Origin of the sequence: Paracoccus actinidiae (genome assembly GCF_030863885.1) — a bacterium.
GTDB lineage: Bacteria > Pseudomonadota > Alphaproteobacteria > Rhodobacterales > Rhodobacteraceae > Paracoccus > Paracoccus everestensis.
This window is the reverse complement of the sequence record NZ_CP132956.1, coordinates 2,091,342-2,109,053: the sequence shown is the minus strand read 5'-3', so window position 1 is coordinate 2,109,053 and position 17,712 is coordinate 2,091,342. Positions and strand designations below refer to the sequence as shown.

Annotated in this window: 18 protein-coding genes; 9 read left to right on the top strand and 9 right to left on the bottom strand. The window is 65.9% G+C overall.

Annotated features, from left to right (window positions below):
- Nucleotides 1-10 precede the first annotated feature (10 nt).
- On the top strand, nucleotides 11-1,675 hold the full coding sequence (locus Q5701_RS10535; protein WP_306755188.1) for a thiamine pyrophosphate-dependent enzyme: 1,665 nt from the start codon (nucleotides 11-13) through the stop codon (nucleotides 1,673-1,675).
- Here Q5701_RS10535 and Q5701_RS10530 read toward each other — a convergent pair.
- The 4 genes from Q5701_RS10530 to Q5701_RS10515 are packed head-to-tail and all read right to left on the bottom strand — an operon-like array spanning nucleotide 1,672 to nucleotide 4,136.
- The gene (locus Q5701_RS10530; RefSeq protein WP_373568640.1) at nucleotides 1,672-2,511 is read right to left on the bottom strand and encodes an ATP-binding protein; all 840 of its coding nucleotides are present in this window, start codon (nucleotides 2,509-2,511) and stop codon (nucleotides 1,672-1,674) included. The two genes, Q5701_RS10535 and Q5701_RS10530, sit on opposite strands and share 4 nt — an antisense overlap.
- Nucleotides 2,511-3,359 (bottom strand): twin-arginine translocase subunit TatC, encoded by an 849-nt coding sequence (gene tatC / locus Q5701_RS10525; protein ID WP_306755186.1) that lies wholly within the window; start codon nucleotides 3,357-3,359, stop codon nucleotides 2,511-2,513. Before tatC ends, Q5701_RS10530 begins: the two co-directional genes overlap by 1 nt.
- The gene (gene tatB, locus Q5701_RS10520) at nucleotides 3,360-3,836 is read right to left on the bottom strand and encodes a Sec-independent protein translocase protein TatB (protein ID WP_306755185.1); all 477 of its coding nucleotides are present in this window, start codon (nucleotides 3,834-3,836) and stop codon (nucleotides 3,360-3,362) included.
- A 27-nt stretch (nucleotides 3,837-3,863) separates the two neighbouring features.
- Nucleotides 3,864-4,136 carry a twin-arginine translocase TatA/TatE family subunit gene (locus Q5701_RS10515; RefSeq protein WP_234855218.1) on the bottom strand — a complete coding sequence of 91 codons (273 nt, stop codon included), beginning with the start codon at nucleotides 4,134-4,136 and terminating at the stop codon, nucleotides 3,864-3,866.
- Between the two features lie 203 nt (nucleotides 4,137-4,339).
- Here Q5701_RS10515 and Q5701_RS10510 point away from each other — a divergent pair, with 203 nt between their 5' ends.
- Both Q5701_RS10510 and Q5701_RS10505 read left to right on the top strand, forming a co-directional pair.
- Nucleotides 4,340-4,960: a MarC family protein gene (locus Q5701_RS10510; protein ID WP_306755184.1), complete on the top strand. Its 621-nt coding sequence runs from the start codon at nucleotides 4,340-4,342 to the stop codon at nucleotides 4,958-4,960.
- Complete coding sequence (locus tag Q5701_RS10505) at nucleotides 4,957-5,526, top strand: retropepsin-like aspartic protease family protein (RefSeq protein WP_306755183.1); 570 nt, start codon at nucleotides 4,957-4,959, stop codon at nucleotides 5,524-5,526. Before Q5701_RS10510 ends, Q5701_RS10505 begins: the two co-directional genes overlap by 4 nt.
- Here Q5701_RS10505 and Q5701_RS10500 read toward each other — a convergent pair.
- Together Q5701_RS10500 and Q5701_RS10495 are read right to left on the bottom strand one after the other, a co-directional pair.
- Nucleotides 5,523-6,941: an alkaline phosphatase D family protein gene (locus tag Q5701_RS10500; protein ID WP_306755182.1), complete on the bottom strand. Its 1,419-nt coding sequence runs from the start codon at nucleotides 6,939-6,941 to the stop codon at nucleotides 5,523-5,525. The two genes, Q5701_RS10505 and Q5701_RS10500, sit on opposite strands and share 4 nt — an antisense overlap.
- Before the next feature lie 70 nt (nucleotides 6,942-7,011).
- On the bottom strand, nucleotides 7,012-8,250 hold the full coding sequence (locus tag Q5701_RS10495) for an AGE family epimerase/isomerase (RefSeq protein WP_306755181.1): 1,239 nt from the start codon (nucleotides 8,248-8,250) through the stop codon (nucleotides 7,012-7,014).
- A 244-nt stretch (nucleotides 8,251-8,494) separates the two neighbouring features.
- On the opposite strand from Q5701_RS10495, the gene Q5701_RS10490 reads away from it, so the two are divergent.
- Both Q5701_RS10490 and Q5701_RS10485 read left to right on the top strand, forming a co-directional pair.
- Nucleotides 8,495-9,496: a TerC family protein gene (locus Q5701_RS10490; protein ID WP_306755180.1), complete on the top strand. Its 1,002-nt coding sequence runs from the start codon at nucleotides 8,495-8,497 to the stop codon at nucleotides 9,494-9,496.
- 135 nt (nucleotides 9,497-9,631) lie between these two features.
- Nucleotides 9,632-10,903 (top strand): hemolysin family protein, encoded by a 1,272-nt coding sequence (locus Q5701_RS10485; RefSeq protein ID WP_306755179.1) that lies wholly within the window; start codon nucleotides 9,632-9,634, stop codon nucleotides 10,901-10,903.
- A 6-nt stretch (nucleotides 10,904-10,909) separates the two neighbouring features.
- On the opposite strand, the gene Q5701_RS10480 is transcribed toward Q5701_RS10485, so the two are convergent.
- The 3 genes from Q5701_RS10480 to Q5701_RS10470 form a co-directional block, all read right to left on the bottom strand.
- Entirely contained in the window at nucleotides 10,910-12,196 is a 1,287-nt protein-coding gene (locus Q5701_RS10480) for a solute carrier family 23 protein (protein ID WP_306755178.1), read from the bottom strand.
- A 170-nt stretch (nucleotides 12,197-12,366) separates the two neighbouring features.
- A complete protein-coding gene (locus Q5701_RS10475) occupies nucleotides 12,367-13,113 on the bottom strand; it encodes a Bax inhibitor-1/YccA family protein (RefSeq protein WP_306755177.1) in 747 nt (248 codons plus the stop codon).
- Nucleotides 13,114-13,229: 116 nt separating this feature from the next.
- The gene (locus tag Q5701_RS10470) at nucleotides 13,230-14,207 is read right to left on the bottom strand and encodes an NADPH:quinone oxidoreductase family protein (protein ID WP_306755176.1); all 978 of its coding nucleotides are present in this window, start codon (nucleotides 14,205-14,207) and stop codon (nucleotides 13,230-13,232) included.
- A 159-nt stretch (nucleotides 14,208-14,366) separates the two neighbouring features.
- Here Q5701_RS10470 and Q5701_RS10465 point away from each other — a divergent pair, with 159 nt between their 5' ends.
- The 4 genes from Q5701_RS10465 (at nucleotide 14,367) to Q5701_RS10450 (ending at nucleotide 17,578) form a co-directional block, all read left to right on the top strand.
- On the top strand, nucleotides 14,367-14,726 hold the full coding sequence (locus tag Q5701_RS10465) for a helix-turn-helix domain-containing protein (protein WP_306755175.1): 360 nt from the start codon (nucleotides 14,367-14,369) through the stop codon (nucleotides 14,724-14,726).
- A 133-nt stretch (nucleotides 14,727-14,859) separates the two neighbouring features.
- Entirely contained in the window at nucleotides 14,860-15,648 is a 789-nt protein-coding gene (locus Q5701_RS10460) for an inositol monophosphatase family protein (protein WP_306755174.1), read from the top strand.
- Nucleotides 15,645-17,036 carry a magnesium transporter gene (mgtE, locus tag Q5701_RS10455; RefSeq protein WP_234855206.1) on the top strand — a complete coding sequence of 464 codons (1,392 nt, stop codon included), beginning with the start codon at nucleotides 15,645-15,647 and terminating at the stop codon, nucleotides 17,034-17,036. The genes Q5701_RS10460 and mgtE overlap by 4 nt, the downstream gene beginning before the upstream one ends.
- Nucleotides 17,037-17,041: 5 nt before the next feature.
- Nucleotides 17,042-17,578 (top strand): 5-formyltetrahydrofolate cyclo-ligase, encoded by a 537-nt coding sequence (locus tag Q5701_RS10450; RefSeq protein ID WP_306755392.1) that lies wholly within the window; start codon nucleotides 17,042-17,044, stop codon nucleotides 17,576-17,578.
- Nucleotides 17,579-17,712 lie beyond the last annotated feature (134 nt).

The following is a 17,712-nucleotide window of genomic DNA, read 5'->3' as shown; positions in this document are numbered from 1 at the left end:
AGGGGGCCACATGACACGAAACGGCGGGGCATTGCTGGTGGATTGCCTGATGGCGCTTGGCGCGACCAAGGCCTTTGGCATTCCGGGCGAAAGTTACCTGGCGGTGCTGGATGCGCTGCACGACACACGGGGACGGCTTGATTTCGTGCTGTGCCGCCACGAAGGGGGCGCGGCCTTCATGGCGGCCGCCTGGGGCAAGCTGACCGGCCAGCCCGGGATCTGCCTGGTCACGCGCGGGCCGGGCGTCACCAACGCCGCCATCGGCATCCACACCGCGATGCAGGACAGCGCACCCATGCTGGTCCTGGTGGGCCAGGTCGGCACCGACATGATCGGACGCGAGGCGTTCCAGGAAATCGACTATCCGGCCGTCTTCGGCAGCATGGCGAAATGGGCCGTCCAGATCGACCGGGTGGACCGCATCCCTGAAATCCTGGCCCGCGCCTGGAAGACCGCCACCACCGGCCGCCCCGGCCCCGTCGTTATCGCATTGCCCGAGGATATGCTTACCACCCTTTCGGACACGGCCCCCCTGTCCGGCGCGTCCGAGATCGCGGAACCCGCCCCCCTGCCCGCCGCCCTGGACAAGGGCATGGCCATGCTGGCCGGGGCCAGACGCCCGCTGATCCTGACCGGCGGCTGCACCTGGACGCCCGGGGGCAAGGCCGCGCTGCAACGCTTTGCCGAAGCGTCCGACATTCCCGTCCTTGCCGCCTTCCGGTTCCAGGACAGCTTCGACAACACCTCGCCCGTTTATGCGGGCGAAGCGGGGGTCGGGATGCCGCCCCATGTGCGCCGCCTGATCGCCGAATGCGACGTGATGCTGGCGATCAACGTGCGCTTTGGGGAAATGACGACCGACGCCTATACCCTGCTGCGGGTGCCGCAGCCGGAACAGGTGCTGATCCACGTCCATGCGTCAGAGGGGGAAATCGGCAAGATCTATCAGCCGCGCCTGGGGATCCAGTCGGGACCGAATGCGCTTGCCGCAGGGCTGCGTCCAGTGACCGGGCCGTGGTCGGATTGGCGCAAGGCGGCGCGATCGGGATACCTGGCGTCGATGCAGGCGCCCGCCCAGCCCTCGCCCGTCGATATGGTCGCGGTGATGGACCACCTGCGAAACACCCTGCCCGAGGATGCGATCCTGACGAACGGCGCGGGAAACTTTGCGGTCTGGCCCAACAAGTTCTTTGCCTTCGGTCCCCGGGCGCGGCTGCTGGCCCCGCAATCGGGCGCCATGGGCTATGGCCTGCCCGCCGCGATTGCCGCCAAGATCGCGCATCCGGCGCGCACCGTGGTGTGCTTCGCAGGCGACGGCGATTTCCAGATGACCTGCGCCGAACTGGCGACGGCGGCGCAGGCGGGGGCGCAGCCCATCGTGCTGGTGCTGAACAACGGCATCTACGGGACGATCCGTGCCCATCAGGAACGCAACTATCCGGCCCGTGTGTCGGGCACGACCATGCACAACCCCGATTTCGTCATGCTGGCGAAAGCCTATGGCTTCCATGCCGAACGGGTGCCAGCGACCGCCGATTTCGCGGCCGCGTTCCAGCGGGCCATGGGATCGAAGACCGGAGCCCTGCTGGATCTGGACATCTCGCCCGAGGCGCTGACACCGCGCCAAACCCTGACCCAGATGCGCGAAGCGGCCTTGGCCAAGCAGCCGGGCTAGACCGCGACCCCGTGCCGCCCGGCCAGGTCGGTAAAGAACTGCCAGGCCACGCGGCCGGATCGCCCGCCGCGCGTGGCCTGCCATTCGATCGCCTCGGCCCGCAGGGTGCCGTCGTCGATCGTCAGGTCATAGGCGTCGCAATAAGCCCGCACCATCGCCAGGTATTCGTCCTGCGAACAGGGATGAAAGCCCAGCCACAGGCCAAAGCGGTCGGACAGCGACACCTTTTCCTCGACCGCCTCGCCCGGATGGATGGCGGTCGCGCGTTCGTTGTCGATCATGTCGCGGGGCATCAGGTGGCGGCGGTTCGATGTGGCATACAGGATCACGTTCGCGGGCCGGCCGCTGATCCCGCCGTCCAGAACCGCCTTGAGCGACTTGTATTGCGTGTCGTCATGGCTGAAGGACAGGTCGTCCGAAAACAACAGGAACCGCTTGTCGCGGGCCTGGCCCAGGATCGCCAGCAGCCGCCCCACGGAACCCAGGTCGTCGCGGGCGATTTCAACCAGCACCAGCGGCAAACCCTGGGCCACGGCACCGGCATGGACGGCCTTGACCAAGGACGACTTGCCCATCCCCCGCGCGCCCCACAAAAGGGCGTTGTTCGCACCAAAGCCGCGCGCGAATTGCAGGGTGTTGTCCAGCAGGATCGCCTTGGCCCGGTCGATGCCGATCAGCTGCACCAGATCGACGCGGGCGACAGTCTGCACTGCTTCAAGCCGGTCGGGATCGGGGTGCCAGACATAGGCCGTGGCCTCGGTAAAGGACGGCGCGGGGATGGGCGGCGGGGCCAGACGCTCCAGCGCCTCGGCGATGCGGGTCAGGGCATCAGGCATCAAACGTCTTCGTCCCACAGCCCTTGGGCGCGCAGATCCTTTTCCCGCACCTTCTCGATGCGGCGGACGATCTGGATCGAGATCTCGTAAAGCCCATAGATGACCGAGAACAGCACAAGCTGGCTTCCCACGTCGGGCGGCGTCAGACAGGCTGCCAGCGTCAGGATCACGATCACCGCATAGCGGCGCGTGCTGGCCAGCGTATCGGCCGACACCAGCCCCGCCCGCCCCATCAGCGCCAAGGCCACAGGCAATTGGAACGACAGCCCGAAGGCCAGGATGAAGCGCGTGGTCAGGTTCAGGTATTCGCTGACCGACCCCTGGAAAACAATGCCCGCCAGGCTGGTGTTCGGCGCAGCCCCAGCCGGATCGTCAGGCAGCGCCAGCGGTCCCTGCTGGAAGCCCAGAAAAAAGGAAAACACCATCGGCAGGATGACGTAATAGGCAAATGCCGCGCCCAGGGCGAACATCAGCGGCGATGCGGCCAGGAACGGCAGGAAGGCCCGCTTTTCGCTGCGATACAGCCCCGGCGCCACGAAGCGCCACAACTGATAGGCGATGATCGGGAATGCCAGGACAAAGCCGCCGAAAAAGGAAATGCGCAGGGCGACCGTAAAGCCTTCTTGCAGCTTCAACAGGATCAGCCCGCATTCCTGTCCGCGATCTTCAAGCGCGGCGCAGATCGGCAGGGTCAGGAAATTGTAGATCGGGTTCCAGATCAGGTAGCACAGGACCATCGCCACCACGAAGGCCAGGGCGGACCAGACCAGGCGAGTGCGCAATTCCTTGAGATGCTCGATCAGCGGGGCCGAGCTGTCGTCCAGCTCATCGACGTTTTGCGATGCCACTTATTGGTCCTTCATGTCCGACCGGCGGACACCGGCAATGCGGCGCGGGCTGGGCTGCGCGACCGGCATCGGGGCGGGGGCGGGTTCGTTCGCGGCCTGCAACGCGCCAGGGGCCGGGGGCGCGTCCATGGGACGGGTATCGGGCGCCACAGGGGCCGCCGGATCGGGCATGGGCCGCGCGGCCTTGTCCAGGGCGGTCTTGGGATCCCACTGTTCGAACCGCGATGCGGCCCGGTCCAGGGCATCCAGGCCCAAGGATTTCTTCGACGTCAGGTTCTTCAGATCCTTGGTCACGTCACTGATGCCGCTGCCCTTGGCCGCATCCTCCATCGCGCTTGTGAACTCGCGCGCCATGGACCTGGCCCGGGCCGTGATGCGGCCCAGGGTATGAAACAGCTTCGGCAAATCCTCGGGACCGATGACGATCAGTGCGACGACACCGATCAGCAGCAGTTCGCTCCACCCGACATCAAGCATTCTGGAACCCTTGTCCCGGTTTCGGGATCAGACGCGGGGTTCGTTGTGCGGGGTCACGTCGCGGGCCTCGGTGCCCGGAACGGGCTGGACCGATTGCACCGGCTGGACCGGCTGGACGGTCTTCTCGACAACCACGGGGCGTTCGGCATTCACTTCGGCATTGCCGTCGTTGATGCCCTTCTTGAAGGCGGTGATGCCCTTGCCGAATTCACCCATCAGCGAGGAAACCTTGCCGCGGCCGAACAGGACCAGGACCACGATGGCGATGACGAGCAGTGCCATGGGGGACGGCATATGCATTTCAGTTCTCCGTTCCAGAGTCAGGCCAATGACCTGGGTTCAACCAATCTGCGGAATATAGGACCTTCGCCCCCGCAGCGAAACCCCACCTGCCATGATTCGGCGCCTTCGTCATTAATCTGGAACAAAGTGACGTTATTTTGAGGAGCCTGCCCCCGGCCGCCCGGCTTGGCAGGGCCGGGCGTGCGGGCGATAAGGCGGTCATGGATCTGTCGTTGTATCTGACCGCCTTTGTCACGCTGTTCGTGGTGATCGACCCCGTGGGGCTGGCGCCGGTCTTTATCGCGCTGACGCCGGGGATGGGTGCGGCGCAGCGCCGCCGCATCGGGTTTCGCGCCCTAGTGATCGCGGCCGTGCTGATGACGATCTTCGGGCTGGCGGGCGAATCGATCCTGGGGGCCATCGGCATCTCGATTTCCGCCTTCCGCATCGCAGGGGGATTGCTGCTGTTCCTGACGGCGCTTGACATGCTGTTCGAGCGCCGGACCGAGCGGCGCGAGAACCAGGGCGACGGCGATCCGCTGCACCACGACCCGTCGGTCTTTCCGCTGGCCATGCCGCTGCTGGCGGGACCGGGGGCGCTTGCCACGATGATCCTTTTGATGGGCGAGGCGCCGGGGATCGGCCACTTGGTCATGGTGAACCTGGTGATGCTGTCGGTTCTGGCCATCGCGATGGTGCTGTTTGTCGTCGCCACGCCCCTGGCCCATGCGCTTGGCCGCACGGGGGTGATGGTCGTCACGCGGCTGCTGGGGATGCTGCTGGCCGCGCTTTCGGTGCAGTTCGTGATCGACGGGCTGAAGGGATCGGGGTTGTTTCCATGACCGACGACGACACGATGCAACTGGTTTTCTATGGCGTCCTGCTGCTGGTGATCGGCGGGGCGATGATCTTTGAGCTTGCGGGGCGCGGCGGGCAGGTGCTGCGCCAACTCATGCTGTGGGCGGTCATCTTTGCCGGCGCCACCCTGGCCGCGGACTGGTATATCGAGGGCAACGCCCCCCGCCAGCAGGTTCTGGAAGGCGGCCGGATCGAGATTCCGGTGGGCCGCGACGGCCATTTCCACCTGACCGCGCAGGTGAACGGGGAACCCGTGCGGTTCATGGTCGATACCGGCGCATCCTCGATCGCGCTTGGCCCGGCGGATGCGCGGCGCGTGGGGCTTGACCCGGACGGCCTGGCCTATGTCGGCACCGCCATGACCGCGAACGGCCGGGTCCAGACGGCTCCCGTCACCATCGACGAGATCGCCATCGGCGACATCCTGGACCGCAATGTCCGGGCCTGGGTGATCGGCGCCGACCTGGACGGGTCGCTGCTGGGGATGTCCTATCTACGCACCTTTGCCCGCGTCAGCTTCGAGGGCGACCTGCTGATCCTGGAACGCTAGTCCAGCGCCAGCGGCGGGGTCAGGCCGCTGTCTTCCAGATGCCAGACCGCCTGCCACCGCCCTGCCCGGCGGTCCAGCACCAGATAGTTGCGTTCCGCGACATAGCGATGCTTCTGGCCCGGCAGCGGCTTGATGCGGATCGGGTGGCCCTGCAAGGGCGCGTCCCCCAAGCCCGCGAACAATCCCAGTGCCCGGGCATAGCCCCTGGGCGGCGCGCGGTGCGAAATGCCTGACGCGACAAGCTGGTGGATCAGGGTTTCCCCTGGTCCCATCTCGGCCCGGGTGGCCAGGTGGATCTCGCCCGACAGGATCGTGACCGGCGCTGCCTTGCGCATCCGCAGGACCTGGGACAGCATCCGGCGCCATTCGTCACGGTGCGCGTGGCTTTGCCACTGGTCGCGCAGGTCGTCCTCGTAATGCTGCATCCGGGGGATCGCCATCAGCAGCGTCTCGGCCAGCGACAGGCGCGGTCCCAGCAACGGCACGCTGGACAGCATGAAGACATGATCGCCCGCGGGCCGCAGCGATTCGACCGCCTGCCAGCCCGCATCCCCCATCACCCGGTGGCGGCGGCGTTCCGACCGCAGGTCGGGGGCGAACAGCGTGACCCCCGGCAGATCGCGCCGCCAGCAAAGGTTCCGGCCGGTCGGATCCATGAACAGCGCGGGCACATCGGCATCGGTCGCACCATGCTGGAACAGCAGATACATTCGCCGCGCCACCGCGAACAGCGCCTGCCCCACCGCAGAACCCGTGCGGCTTTCCGGCAGCGAACCCCAGCCGTCGCAGATGTCGTGATCGTCCCAGACGGACAAGGACGGCACGCTGGCGAACAGGTCGGCGCAGCCCTCCGCCGCCAGCACCATCAGGTAACGCTGGACGAACCGGCGTTCCAGATGGCGCGTCAGGCCGTCCAGATCAGCAGGCGCGGGATCGTCGGGGATCCGGTCGGGCCAGCCGTCGGACAGGGGGTGGCCGTGCGTCGCCTCGTCGGCATAGATCTGGTCGCCCCCTTGCAGCAGCAGGGCAAAGGGCGCGCGGGCATGATCGGCCCGCAGCCGCGCCCACATCAGGTTGCGTTCCGCCCCGTCGCGGTCCAGATCGCCGTTTTCCTCACCGTTGCAGGATACGAAGGCGAGGCGGACATCGCCGTCCAGCCGTGTGGCGACGGGATGATCGCGCCCGTCCAGGGCATATCCCCCCTCGGCCTCGGTCAAGGTGAAATCATGCCGCCAGACCGACAACCCGGCAACCTGGGCCAGCAGCACGGGCTGCACCGCCCCGCCCCCTGTCGTGACCGCGCCGGGCGGGGGCGCGGCCTCGGGCCGGACGGTAATCGCCGCAAGATGGACGCCATCGGCATCGCAGCCCCGAAAGTGCAGGATCGGGCCTGCGAAACCACTTTGCTGAAGCATCCGGTCGTCTTGTCCTTGCCTGTCCGTTCAGGGCGTAGATAAGACCAAGAACAGGAATTGCACCCCCGGATCAGGAATTCAGGGGCTTGGCCTGTGCCAGGGCGGCGGAAAGGCGCGACAGGCCGGGAAACAGAGGAAACAGGTCCGCCTGCAAGGCGTGATAGATGTCGGGCTTGCCTGCGAACTGCCCGCGTGCTGCCGGGCCGTCCGGTTCCGGGAACCAGCCGCCCCGGTCATGGTCGATCAGATGCGCATCGGCAAAGCGCCACAGCCGGCGATACCAGTCCTCGTCCTCGGGGCGCGGGTCCAGCTTGATCAGCGCCGCAAGCGCCCCGATCGCCTCGGTCACGGGCCACCAGTAACGATCGGCCCGGGCCACGCCGCCGCTTGCGTCCAGCGTATAGGCCAGCCCGCCCCCCGGCAGCCAGGCGTCGCGCAGCGCCCTATCCACCAGCAGCCGCGCCTGTTCGGGGGCCTCTGTATCCGGCCGCCCCGCCAGATCCCAGTATTGCAGCAGCAACCGCGCCATTTCAAAGGAATGCCCAGGCGTGGTGCCGGCCGGGCGGAACATCGGGTTGCCCTCGTATGCGGGATCGGGCCGCCAATCGGCATCGTAATGTTCCGGGATGCGCCAACCATGCGCGGCGGCCTGCCCGCTGATGAAGAAATCCAGGATCCCGCCCGCGCGGCGCAGGTATTCCCCCTCGCCCGTGGCCTCGTGGGCGGCCAGCAATGCCTCGACCCCGTGCATATTGGCGTTCATGCCGCGATAGGTCGAAAAGACCTGCCAGTCGCGGGTGAATTCGTCGCAGAACAGCCCCGCCCGGGCGTCCCAGAACCGATCGTCCAGCACTTGCGAAATGTCGGCCAGCAGGCGGTCGGCGTCCGGGTGGCCCGCCAGTCTTGCGCTGGATGCGGCCAGCAGCACGAAGACATGGCCATAGGCCAGCTTGGTCCCGTCCGCCACCGCCCCGCCGCGCAGTGACCAGACATAGCCACCCTGCCGGTCGTCGCGATGCCCGCGCCAAAGGCTGTCCATCCCCCGGTCGATGATGCCCGCCCGGTCCGGGCGCCCGGCCAGGTGGCCCAGGGCGTGGGAGTGGACCAGCCGCGTCGTCGCGTGCAGTTCCTGCACGCTGCCCGGCACGGGCTGCCCCGCGTGGTCCAGCATGACGAAACCACTATCCGGCCCGGCGCTTGCGTCGAAGAAATCCAGCAACCGCGCGGCATCGCGGACCAGATAGGCGCGATGACGCGGATCATGCAGCCATGTCCCGTCGCCCCCGGATGCCAGTTCTGCCCGTTCCATGTGCGGCCCTCTGTCGCTGACTTGGGCGGAAATTGCCTCTGCCCCCGCCGGCTTGCAAACGATTTCGTGATATCCCCCTTGCAATCCGCGACGCTCCGCGCCACTTCTGCACGCAGCGGAACCGGGCCCCTCTGGCGACAGTCGATGTCGTGATGTCGGAACCGCATCGAGCGTGCTCGATGCAATTGGCCCTGTTTCACGAAGCCCTTGGCATCGAAGCATAACCAGCAACGATGAGGGCAAGATGGAATTTCTGTTATTGATGGTCCTGGGCAAGCCGCTGTGGATGTGGCTGCTGTTCATTGGCGTGGTGGTCGCGCTTCTGGCCTTTGACCTGGGCGTGCTGCACAAGGACAACCACCAGATCGGCGTGGCGGAAAGCCTGCGGATGTCGGCCATGTATATCATCCTGGGCCTGTCATTCGCGGGCTTTGTTTATTGGCAAATGGGGACCGAACCCGCCGCCCAGTACCTGACGGCCTTTGTGGTCGAAAAGACCTTGGCGATGGACAACATCTTTGTCATCGCGTTGATCTTCGGCTTCTTCGCCATTCCCCGCGAATACCAGCACCGCGTGCTGTTCTGGGGTATCCTGGGCGTGATCGTGCTGCGCGGCATCATGATCGGCCTGGGCGCGACCCTTGTCGAACATTACAGCTGGGTGCTGTATGTGTTCGCGGTCTTCCTGATCTTTACCGGCATCAAGATGCTGTTCGTCGACGAGGCATCCCATGACCTCAGCGGCAACAAGCTGGTCCAGTTCATGCGCAAACGCTTTCGCGTGACCGACGAGCTGCATGGCAACAGCTTCATCGTCAAGCGGCCCGATCCCAAGACCGGCAAGCTTGTCCGCTTTGCCACGCCCCTTCTGCTGGCCCTGGTGATGATCGAGATCGCGGATCTGGTCTTTGCCGTGGACTCGGTGCCTGCCGTGTTCACGATCACGACCGATCCCTATATCGTCTATACCTCGAACATCTTCGCGATCCTGGGCCTGCGGGCGCTGTATTTCGCGCTTGCCGCGATCCTGCACCGCTTTGCCTATCTGAAATACGCATTGTCGCTGCTGCTGGTGTTCATCGGGTCCAAGATCTTCATCGCCGACCTGATGGGTTGGGAAAAATTCCCGCCCACTTGGTCGCTGGGCATCACGTTTGCGATCCTGGGCGCGGGCGTCGTGTTTTCCCTGTGGAAAACCAACGGAAACAAACCCGAAGCGATTTCCTCGCAGACGGCGGGGGAATAACGCGAAACCACCGGCAAGGCGTCCGCAGGGGCGCCTTGCCTGCTGATTCTGTCCGGCAGGCGCCTTCATGCCTTTGCACCGGCGCGCGCATCGTGCAGATTGCGAAAAGCCTGACATGTTGGATAAAGTGAACCGATGCTTCTGGAAATTCTCATCGTCCTGCTTTTGACGATGTTCAACGGCGTCCTGGCCATGTCGGAACTGGCCATCGTGTCCGCCCGCCCCGCGCGGTTGAAGGTCATGGCCGCCGAAGGCAGCCGGGGGGCCGAAATCGCCCTGGATCTGGGAACCGAACCGGGCCGTTTCCTGTCCAGCGTGCAGATCGGCATCACCCTGGTGGGGGTGCTGTCGGGCGCGATCTCGGGGGCGACGCTTGGCGCGCGATTGTCGGCGCTGCTGATCGCCAACGGGCTTTCGCCTGCGCTGTCCCAGGCCTTGGGCGTCGGCGGCGTGGTCGTGCTGATCACCTATCTGTCGCTCATCATCGGCGAGCTGGTCCCCAAGCAGATCGCCCTGCGGTCGCCCGAAGGGGTCGCCAGCCGCATTTCGCCGCTGATCCTGTTCATTTCGCGCATCGCCGCGCCGATCGTCTGGATCTTGGACAAGTCGGGCAATGTCGTTCTGCGCCTGCTGGGGCAATCCGGCGAATCCGACCGCGGCATCTCGGACGAGGAAATCCGCGTCATGCTGTCCGAGGCGCGCACCGCAGGCGTGATCGAACCCGCCGAGACCGAGATGATCGCAGGCGTCATGCGCATCGCCGACCGGTCCGCCCGTGGCTTGATGACGCCCCGCCACGAGGTCGAGACGGTCGATGTGGCCGATCCCTCGGCCGAGGTTCTGCAACGGTTCCGCGACAGCCGCCGGTCGCGCCTGCTGGTGCGCGACGGATCCGACGACAACATCATCGGGGTGATCACCCTGCGCGATCTCTTGTCCGGGGATGTGACCGACCTGCGCCCCCTGGTGCAGGAGGTGCCGGTGATCCGCGAAGGGTTGCCCGCCCTGAACGTGATCGAGGAGTTGAAGGCCAGCCCCGCCCATATGCTGCTGGTTTATGACGAATACGGCCATTTCGAAGGCCTCGTGACGGCGATGGACCTGCTGGAGGCAATCGCGGGCGATTTCCCAGAACCCGGCGACGACGAACCCAAGGCCGTGCAGCGCGACGACGGCAGTTGGCTGGTGGCGGGCTGGATGCCTGCGGACGAGTTCGCCGAGATGATCGGCATCAGCCTGCCCGACGATCGCAGCTATGAATCCGTCGCGGGCCTGGTTTTGGACCGCGCGGGCGTGCTGCCTGACGTTGGTGCGCGCATCACCGTGTCGGGCTGGCAGATCGAGGTGGTGGACCTTGACGGCCGCCGGATCGACAAGCTGCTGGTGTCGCAGCTTGCCGAGGCCTGAGGGGGATCAGGCCGCGCGCCGGTCGCGGCCGATGCCCAGAAGCTGATAGATCACCAGGGCGGCCAGCGTCGACGTGCCGATGCCGCCCAGGGCAAAGCCGCCGATGGTGACGGTGAAATCCCCCGCCCCCAGGATCAGCGCCACGCCCACCGTGAACAGGTTGCGCGGGTCCGAGAAATCCACCCGGTTATCGACCCAGATGCGCGCCATGGCGCTGGCGATCAGGCCAAACACCGACACGGCCAGCCCCGCCAGCACCGGCGCCGGGATGGTCTGCAGGATCGCGCCGAACTTGGGCGACAGGCCCAGGATGATCGCGGCCACGGCCGCTATTGGAAAGATCAGCGTCGAATAAACGCGGGTCATCGCCATGACGCCGATGTTTTCGGCATAGGTCGTGACCCCAGTCCCGCCCCCTGCCCCGGCGATCATCGTGGCAAGTCCGTCGCCCAGGAAGCCGCGCCCGATGTAACGGTCCATGTTCTGCCCGGTGATCGCGCCAAGCGCCTTGATATGACCCAGGTTCTCGGCCACCAGGACAATGGCCACGGGGGCGATCATGCTGATCGCGGTCCAGTCGAATTTCGGCGCGGTGAAATTGGGCATCCCGAACCAGGGCGCCTGCCCCACCCGGGCAAAGTCGATGCCCGGCACGATGCCCGCGCCGTTGCCCAAGACCAGCACCAGCCCATATCCGAAGGCAAGCGCGATCAGCACCGCGATCCGTCGCGTCGTACGCGTGCCATAGGCCGACACCATCGCCATGCACAGCACGGTGGCAAGCGCGATGCCCAGATGCGCCATGCTGCCCTTCAACTGCCCTACGGCAACGGGCGCCAGGTTCAGCCCGATGGACACCCCGATGGCCCCGGTGACGGCGGGCGGCATCAGCCGTTCCACCCATCCGGTGCCTGCCGCCATCACGATCAGGCCGATCACCGCATAGACCAGCCCTGCCGCGATGATCCCGCCCAGGGCCACGCCGATGTTCGGGTTTGTCCCGCCGCCCGCAAAGCCCGTCGCGGCCATGACCACGGCGATGAAGGCAAAGGACGATCCCAGGTAGCTGGGCACCCGCCCCCCGGTGATGAAAAAGAACAGCAGCGTGCCGATGCCGGAAAAGAACACGGCCACGTTCGGGTCGAATCCCATGATCAGCGGCGCCAGGATCGTCGATCCCGACATGGCCAGCAGATGCTGCACGCTCATCGGGACGGCTGCGGCCCATGGCAGCTGTTCGTCGGGAAGAACCGTCGCGCCTGTGGCCGGGCGCCAGGTTGGAAAATAGCCCATCGTCTTCTCTTGTGATGATTCTGGCGGCGGGCTTAGCCCATCCCCGTGGGCAGGCCAACCGCCTGCGGCCTGCCGTTCCGGCCACGCACCGGCACGCAAGACGGGGCTTGCGCAACGAAAAACCCCCGCCGGTCAGGCGGGGGTTCGATGCAGTCAGGCGTTTGCGAAGATCACTCGCGATTGCCCATGAACTGCAGCAGGAACATGAACAGGTTCAGGAAGTTCAGATAAAGGCTCAGCGCGCCCATGATGGCGGTCTTGCCGATGAAGTCCCGGTCAGAACCAGCCAGTTCCAGATAGGTGTTCTTGATGCGCTGCGTGTCATAGGCGGTCAGACCCGCAAAGATCAGCACGCCCAGGACCGAGATCGCAAACTGCATCGCCGAGGATTGCAGGAAGATGTTCACGATCGACGCCACGATCAGGCCGATCACGCCCATGATCAGGAAGGTGCCCCAGCCCGACAGGTTCTTTTTCGTGGTATAGCCCCACAGCGACAGGCCCGCAAAGGCAATGGCCGTCACCACAAAGGTCTGCACGATCGACATATCGGTATAGACTAGGAAGATCGAGCTGATCGACAGGCCCATCAACGCCGCAAAGGCATAGAACATGATGGTCGCGGCCTGCGTGGACAGCCGGTTCAGCGCCGCTCCGAAGGCGAAGACCATCAGCAGCGGCGCGAACATGATCACCCATTTCAGGGGCGAGGCATAGATCGCATAGCCAAGCTGCGTCAGCTGGCCCGACGCATCGACGGCAGCGGTGCTGACGCCATAGGCCGCGACGGCGGTTACACCCATGCCGACCGCCATCAGCCCATAAACCTTGTTCATGTAGGCCCGCAGCCCTTCGTCAACGACCGCTTGGCGGGCGCCGATGCTCTGCGTGGTGCGGTACGTGTTGTAATCTGCCATCGATCTCTCCCTATGAGACAGGCCGGGCACTGCCGGCGTATGGCCACCATATTGGCATGAAACGCCCCTGATTCAATGCCGGTAAGGGGCCCGACCGGCACAGTTTTACGCAGATGTTACAAGGTGACGACGATCTTGCCGACCGACTTGCGGCTGCGCAGCAGGTCAAAGGCATCCCCAATGCGGTCCAGGGGCATCACATCGCCCAGCACGGGGGACAGCAGGCCGTCGCCGAACATCCCGAACAGGGCCTTCATGCTGTCCGACACGGCCTGGGGGTCCAGTTTCGCATAGCCACCCCAATAGAACCCATGGATGGCGATGTTCTTGACCAGGGCATGGTTCAGCGGCAGCACCGGCGGCTTGCCCCCCGCGAAACCGATGGCCAGGAAACGCCCGCCGGGGTTCATCGCGCGGAACGCCGCCTCTCCGGCGCTGTCGCCCACGGCGTCATAAACCACATCGGCCCCGCCCAAATCCCGCAGCGATGCTTTCAGATCGGGACAGTCGGCGCTGTCGATGACGGTATCGGCCCCCGCCCCGCGCACCACGTCCAGCCGGTCCTGCCCGCGCGCCACGCCAATCACGCGGGCGCCCATGGCGCACCCGATCTGGACCGCCGTCAAACCCACGCCGCCGGCCGCACCCAGCACGGCCAGAACCTCGCCCGGCTGAAGCGTCGCGCGACCGGCAAGCGCCAGGTGGCTGGTGCCATAGGCGATCTGGAACCCGGCGGCCTGTTCAAAGCTCATGGCCGCGGGGATCGGGGTGCAGGCGCCGGGGGGAACCGCCACCTGTTCGGCCAGCGTTCCCGGCGCCAGGACGGCCACCCGATCGCCCGGGCGCAAGCCGCTGTCGCCGGGCGCTTCCATCACCTCGCCCGCGCCTTCGAGGCCGGGGACAAAGGGCGGATCCTGGCGTTCCTGATATTCGCCCTGCGCCTTCAGCAGGTCGGCAAAGTTCAGCGCCGCCGCCCGCAGGCGCACCAACACCTGCCCCGGCCCCGCCTGAGGCGCGGACCGCCGCCTGAGCGCCGGTTCACCCCCCAGTTGTTCGACCAGGGCGACCCGAATCATCCCCGGACCATCGGACATGGAAGTTTTCGTCAAATCCTTCATCCCCTTATCTACTGCCCGCCGACCCGCGCGCCGGACCTGTCTTTTTGGTCAGGAACGGGGCCGTTAACCAGGTTAACACTCGAAAATTGAGAAAGGTTAAGATAGTGCTTCCTTAGATTGCATGAGGTGGTAACGATGAAACACGGTGTTGATGTTCATGTTGGCAAGCGGATTCGCCATCGTCGCTGGATGATCGGGATGACGCAACAGCAGCTGGCCGACAAGGTCGGGATCAAGTTCCAGCAAATCCAGAAATACGAAACCGGCATGAACCGCGTGTCGGCGTCGCGCCTTTGGGACATCGCGCGCGCGGTGGATGTGCCGGTCAGCTTCTTCTTCGAAGGGCTGCACGAAGGCGACATCCCCGACGGCGTCGCGGGCGACATCCTGGCCGACAAGGAGGCGCTGCAGCTGGTGCGCGCCTATTACACGATGCCGGTCGCGCAGCGCCGCCAGATCTTCGAACTGGCCCGCGTCCTGTCGGACGCTGCCTGATCCCCGGTCAGGTGCGGGACCAGTTCCCGTCACGCGCCTGACACCGGTTCCGCTGCCAAATCCCTTGCGCCGCCACTGGCAGGACAACCCCGTTCGGGTTAGTCCTGCCCTTGGATCGGACCAAGGGGCAGCCATGCAGGACGCGCAGCACATCATCGACACGGCGCACCGGATGGCCGATGCCGCCCGCACGGCCATCCTGCCGTTCTTTCGCACCAACCTGGCCGCTGACAACAAATGGCAGACCGGCTTTGATCCCGTGACCGAAGCCGACCGCGCTGCCGAACGCGCCATGCGGGACGTGCTGGCCCGGCTGCGGCCAGACGATGCCATCCTGGGCGAGGAATTTGGCACGACCCCGGGGTCCAGCGGCCTCACCTGGATCCTGGATCCCATCGACGGCACCCGCGCCTTTCTGTGCGGTGCGGCCAGTTGGGGGGTGCTGATCGGGGTCTGGGACGGGCAGGACATCATCTATGGCCTGATCGACCAGCCCTATATCCGCGAACGGTTCGAGGGCGGATTGGGCCAGTCCCGCCTGATCAGCGATGCCGGAGAACGCCCCCTTGCGGTGCGCAGGGTCGAACTGGCCGGGGCGACGCTGCTGACGACCTATCCCGAGGTCGGGACACCGGATGAGGCCGCAGCCTTTCGCCGCGTCGCGGGGCAGGTGCGGCTGACGCGATACGGGCTGGACTGCTATGCCTATGCCCTGCTGGCCCTGGGCCAGGTGGACCTGGTGATCGAGGCCGGACTGCAATCCTATGACATCGCCGGGCCGCTGGCAGTGGTCCAGGCGGCGGGCGGCATTGTCACCGACTGGCAGGGCGGACCGGCGCATCACGGGGGACAGGTGATCGCCGCCGCCTCGCCTGCCCTGCACCGCGAGGCGCTTCTTTTGCTGAACGGGGGTGGCGCATGACCGACCAGACGCCCATCCCCGACGATCAGTTCTCCGACGGCGACGAATTCATGCCGGGCCGCGACTTGCTGGACCGGATCGACGCGGCCATCGGGGCGGGCGACGCGGGCCTGCTGAACACATTGCTGGAACCGATGCACGGCGCCGACATCGCCGACATCATCGAACGCCTGACCCCGGCCGAGCGCCGTGCCTTCCTGACCCTTTATTCGGGCGAGATCGACGGCGAAATCCTGTCCGAGATCGACGAGGCGATCCGCGACGAGGTGATCGAGCAACTGCCGCCCGAGGTCATCGCCGATGCCGTCCGCGAGATGGACAGCGACGATGTCGTCGACCTGATCGAGGACATGGACGAACCAGAACGGCAGGAAATCCTGGCGGCCCTGGACGCGACCGACCGGGCGGCGGTCCAGCAGTCGCTGGCCTATCCCGAATACTCCGCCGGCCGCCTGATGCAGTCCGAGGTCGTGACCGCCCCCGAACACTGGACCGTGGGCGAGGCCGTGGCCTTTCTGCAATCCGAGGATTGGCTGCCCGAGCAGTTCTATCACATCGTGCTGGTCGATCCGCGCCGTCACCCGCTGGGCTATGTCACGCTGGGACGGTTGCTGGCATCCAGCCACGCGACCCTTTTGCGCGACATCACCGAAGACAGCTTCCGCACCATCGGCGCCTTTGCCGAGGAAGCGGACGTGGCCTATGTCTTCAACCAGTATCACCTGATTTCCGCCCCCGTGGTGGACCGCGACGACCGGCTGGTGGGCATCATCACCATCGACGACGCCATGGCCGTCCTGGACGAGGAACACGAGGAAGACATCCTGCGCCTGGCCGGGGTGGGCGACGAATCGAGCCTGACCGACAGCGTGATGCAGACCGCCCGGCGGCGGGTGCCCTGGCTTGCCACCAACATCCTGACGGCGGTGGCCGCGGCATCCGTGATCGGGCTGTTCGAGAATTCCATCGCGCAACTGGTCGCGCTTGCCGTGCTGATGCCCATCGTGGCCTCCATGGGCGGCAATGCGGGAACACAGACGCTGACGGTCGCGGTGCGTGGCCTGGCGACAAAGGATCTGACCAAGGACAACTCGGTCCGGGTCATCCGGCGGGAAGCGGTGGTGGGCCTGCTGAACGGCGCAATCTTCGGGCTGGCCATCGGGTCCGTCACCTATTTCTGGTTCGGCAGCTTTGGCCTGGGCGCGGTGATCGGGCTGGCGATGATCATCAACCTGACGATTGCCGCCGTGGCCGGGATCCTCGTGCCGCTGACGCTGGAAAGGCTGGGCGCGGATCCGGCGCTTGCCTCGCCCACCTTTGTGACCACGGTGACGGATGTGGTGGGCTTCTTCGCCTTTCTGGGCCTTGCAACGGTGATGCTGCTGTGACCGACATGGACAAATCCGCCCTGCGCGCCCGCGCCCTGGCTGCCCGCGCAGCGGGCGGCGATGGGGATGCGCTGACCCGGCACCTGATCGCTGCCCTTGCCCCGCACGGGGGCAAGATCCTTTCCGGATACTGGCCGATGCGGGGCGAACCCGACCCCCGCCCCGCCATGGCGACCCATGACGGTCCCGTCTGCCTGCCGGTCGTGCCCGGCAAGGCCGTGCCGCTGGTCTTTCGCCGCTGGCAGGGCGAGCCACTGGTGCCCGGCCCCTTTGGCACCTCTCATCCCGCTGATTCGCAGCCCGTTCTGTCGCCGACGGTGTTGATCGTGCCGCTTGCGGGGTTCGACCGGCGGGGAAACCGCATCGGCTATGGCGGAGGCTATTACGACCGGACCCTGCAAATGCTGCGGGAATCGGGACAAGTCACCGCGATCGGCCTGGCCTTTGCGGTCCAGGAACTGCCCGATATCCCGGCCGATCCCTTTGATCAGCCCCTGGATCTGGTCGTCACCGACAGGGGGCACATTCTTCCACAGCCATGATTGCCCGCCGATTGTGACAAGTTTGCATCGGCTGTGCAAAACTGCCGGACGACCCCGGGACAAGGCTGTGGACAACCTTGGGACAGGTCTGCCTAACCCCCTGCCCCTGCATCCTATATCGCCGCGCCGCCCTT

What these genes read in the sequence shown, in the direction of transcription:
- Q5701_RS10450 (WP_306755392.1), top strand. Translation starts at nt 17,042, where the DNA reads ATGGACAAATCCGCCCTGCGCGCCCGCGCCCTGGCTGCCCGCGCAGCG.
- Q5701_RS10460 (WP_306755174.1), top strand. Translation starts at nt 14,860, where the DNA reads ATGCAGGACGCGCAGCACATCATCGACACGGCGCACCGGATGGCCGAT.
- Q5701_RS10505 (WP_306755183.1), top strand. Translation starts at nt 4,957, where the DNA reads ATGACCGACGACGACACGATGCAACTGGTTTTCTATGGCGTCCTGCTG.
- Q5701_RS10500 (WP_306755182.1), bottom strand. Translation starts at nt 6,941, where the DNA reads ATGCTTCAGCAAAGTGGTTTCGCAGGCCCGATCCTGCACTTTCGGGGC.
- tatB (WP_306755185.1), bottom strand. Translation starts at nt 3,836, where the DNA reads ATGCTTGATGTCGGGTGGAGCGAACTGCTGCTGATCGGTGTCGTCGCA.
- Q5701_RS10480 (WP_306755178.1), bottom strand. Translation starts at nt 12,196, where the DNA reads ATGGGCTATTTTCCAACCTGGCGCCCGGCCACAGGCGCGACGGTTCTT.
- mgtE (WP_234855206.1), top strand. Translation starts at nt 15,645, where the DNA reads ATGACCGACCAGACGCCCATCCCCGACGATCAGTTCTCCGACGGCGAC.
- Q5701_RS10535 (WP_306755188.1), top strand. Translation starts at nt 11, where the DNA reads ATGACACGAAACGGCGGGGCATTGCTGGTGGATTGCCTGATGGCGCTT.
- Q5701_RS10495 (WP_306755181.1), bottom strand. Translation starts at nt 8,250, where the DNA reads ATGGAACGGGCAGAACTGGCATCCGGGGGCGACGGGACATGGCTGCAT.
- Q5701_RS10530 (WP_373568640.1), bottom strand. Translation starts at nt 2,511, where the DNA reads ATGCCTGATGCCCTGACCCGCATCGCCGAGGCGCTGGAGCGTCTGGCC.
- Q5701_RS10490 (WP_306755180.1), top strand. Translation starts at nt 8,495, where the DNA reads ATGGAATTTCTGTTATTGATGGTCCTGGGCAAGCCGCTGTGGATGTGG.
- Q5701_RS10510 (WP_306755184.1), top strand. Translation starts at nt 4,340, where the DNA reads ATGGATCTGTCGTTGTATCTGACCGCCTTTGTCACGCTGTTCGTGGTG.
- Q5701_RS10470 (WP_306755176.1), bottom strand. Translation starts at nt 14,207, where the DNA reads ATGTCCGATGGTCCGGGGATGATTCGGGTCGCCCTGGTCGAACAACTG.
- Q5701_RS10485 (WP_306755179.1), top strand. Translation starts at nt 9,632, where the DNA reads ATGCTTCTGGAAATTCTCATCGTCCTGCTTTTGACGATGTTCAACGGC.
- Q5701_RS10465 (WP_306755175.1), top strand. Translation starts at nt 14,367, where the DNA reads ATGAAACACGGTGTTGATGTTCATGTTGGCAAGCGGATTCGCCATCGT.
- Q5701_RS10515 (WP_234855218.1), bottom strand. Translation starts at nt 4,136, where the DNA reads ATGCATATGCCGTCCCCCATGGCACTGCTCGTCATCGCCATCGTGGTC.
- Q5701_RS10475 (WP_306755177.1), bottom strand. Translation starts at nt 13,113, where the DNA reads ATGGCAGATTACAACACGTACCGCACCACGCAGAGCATCGGCGCCCGC.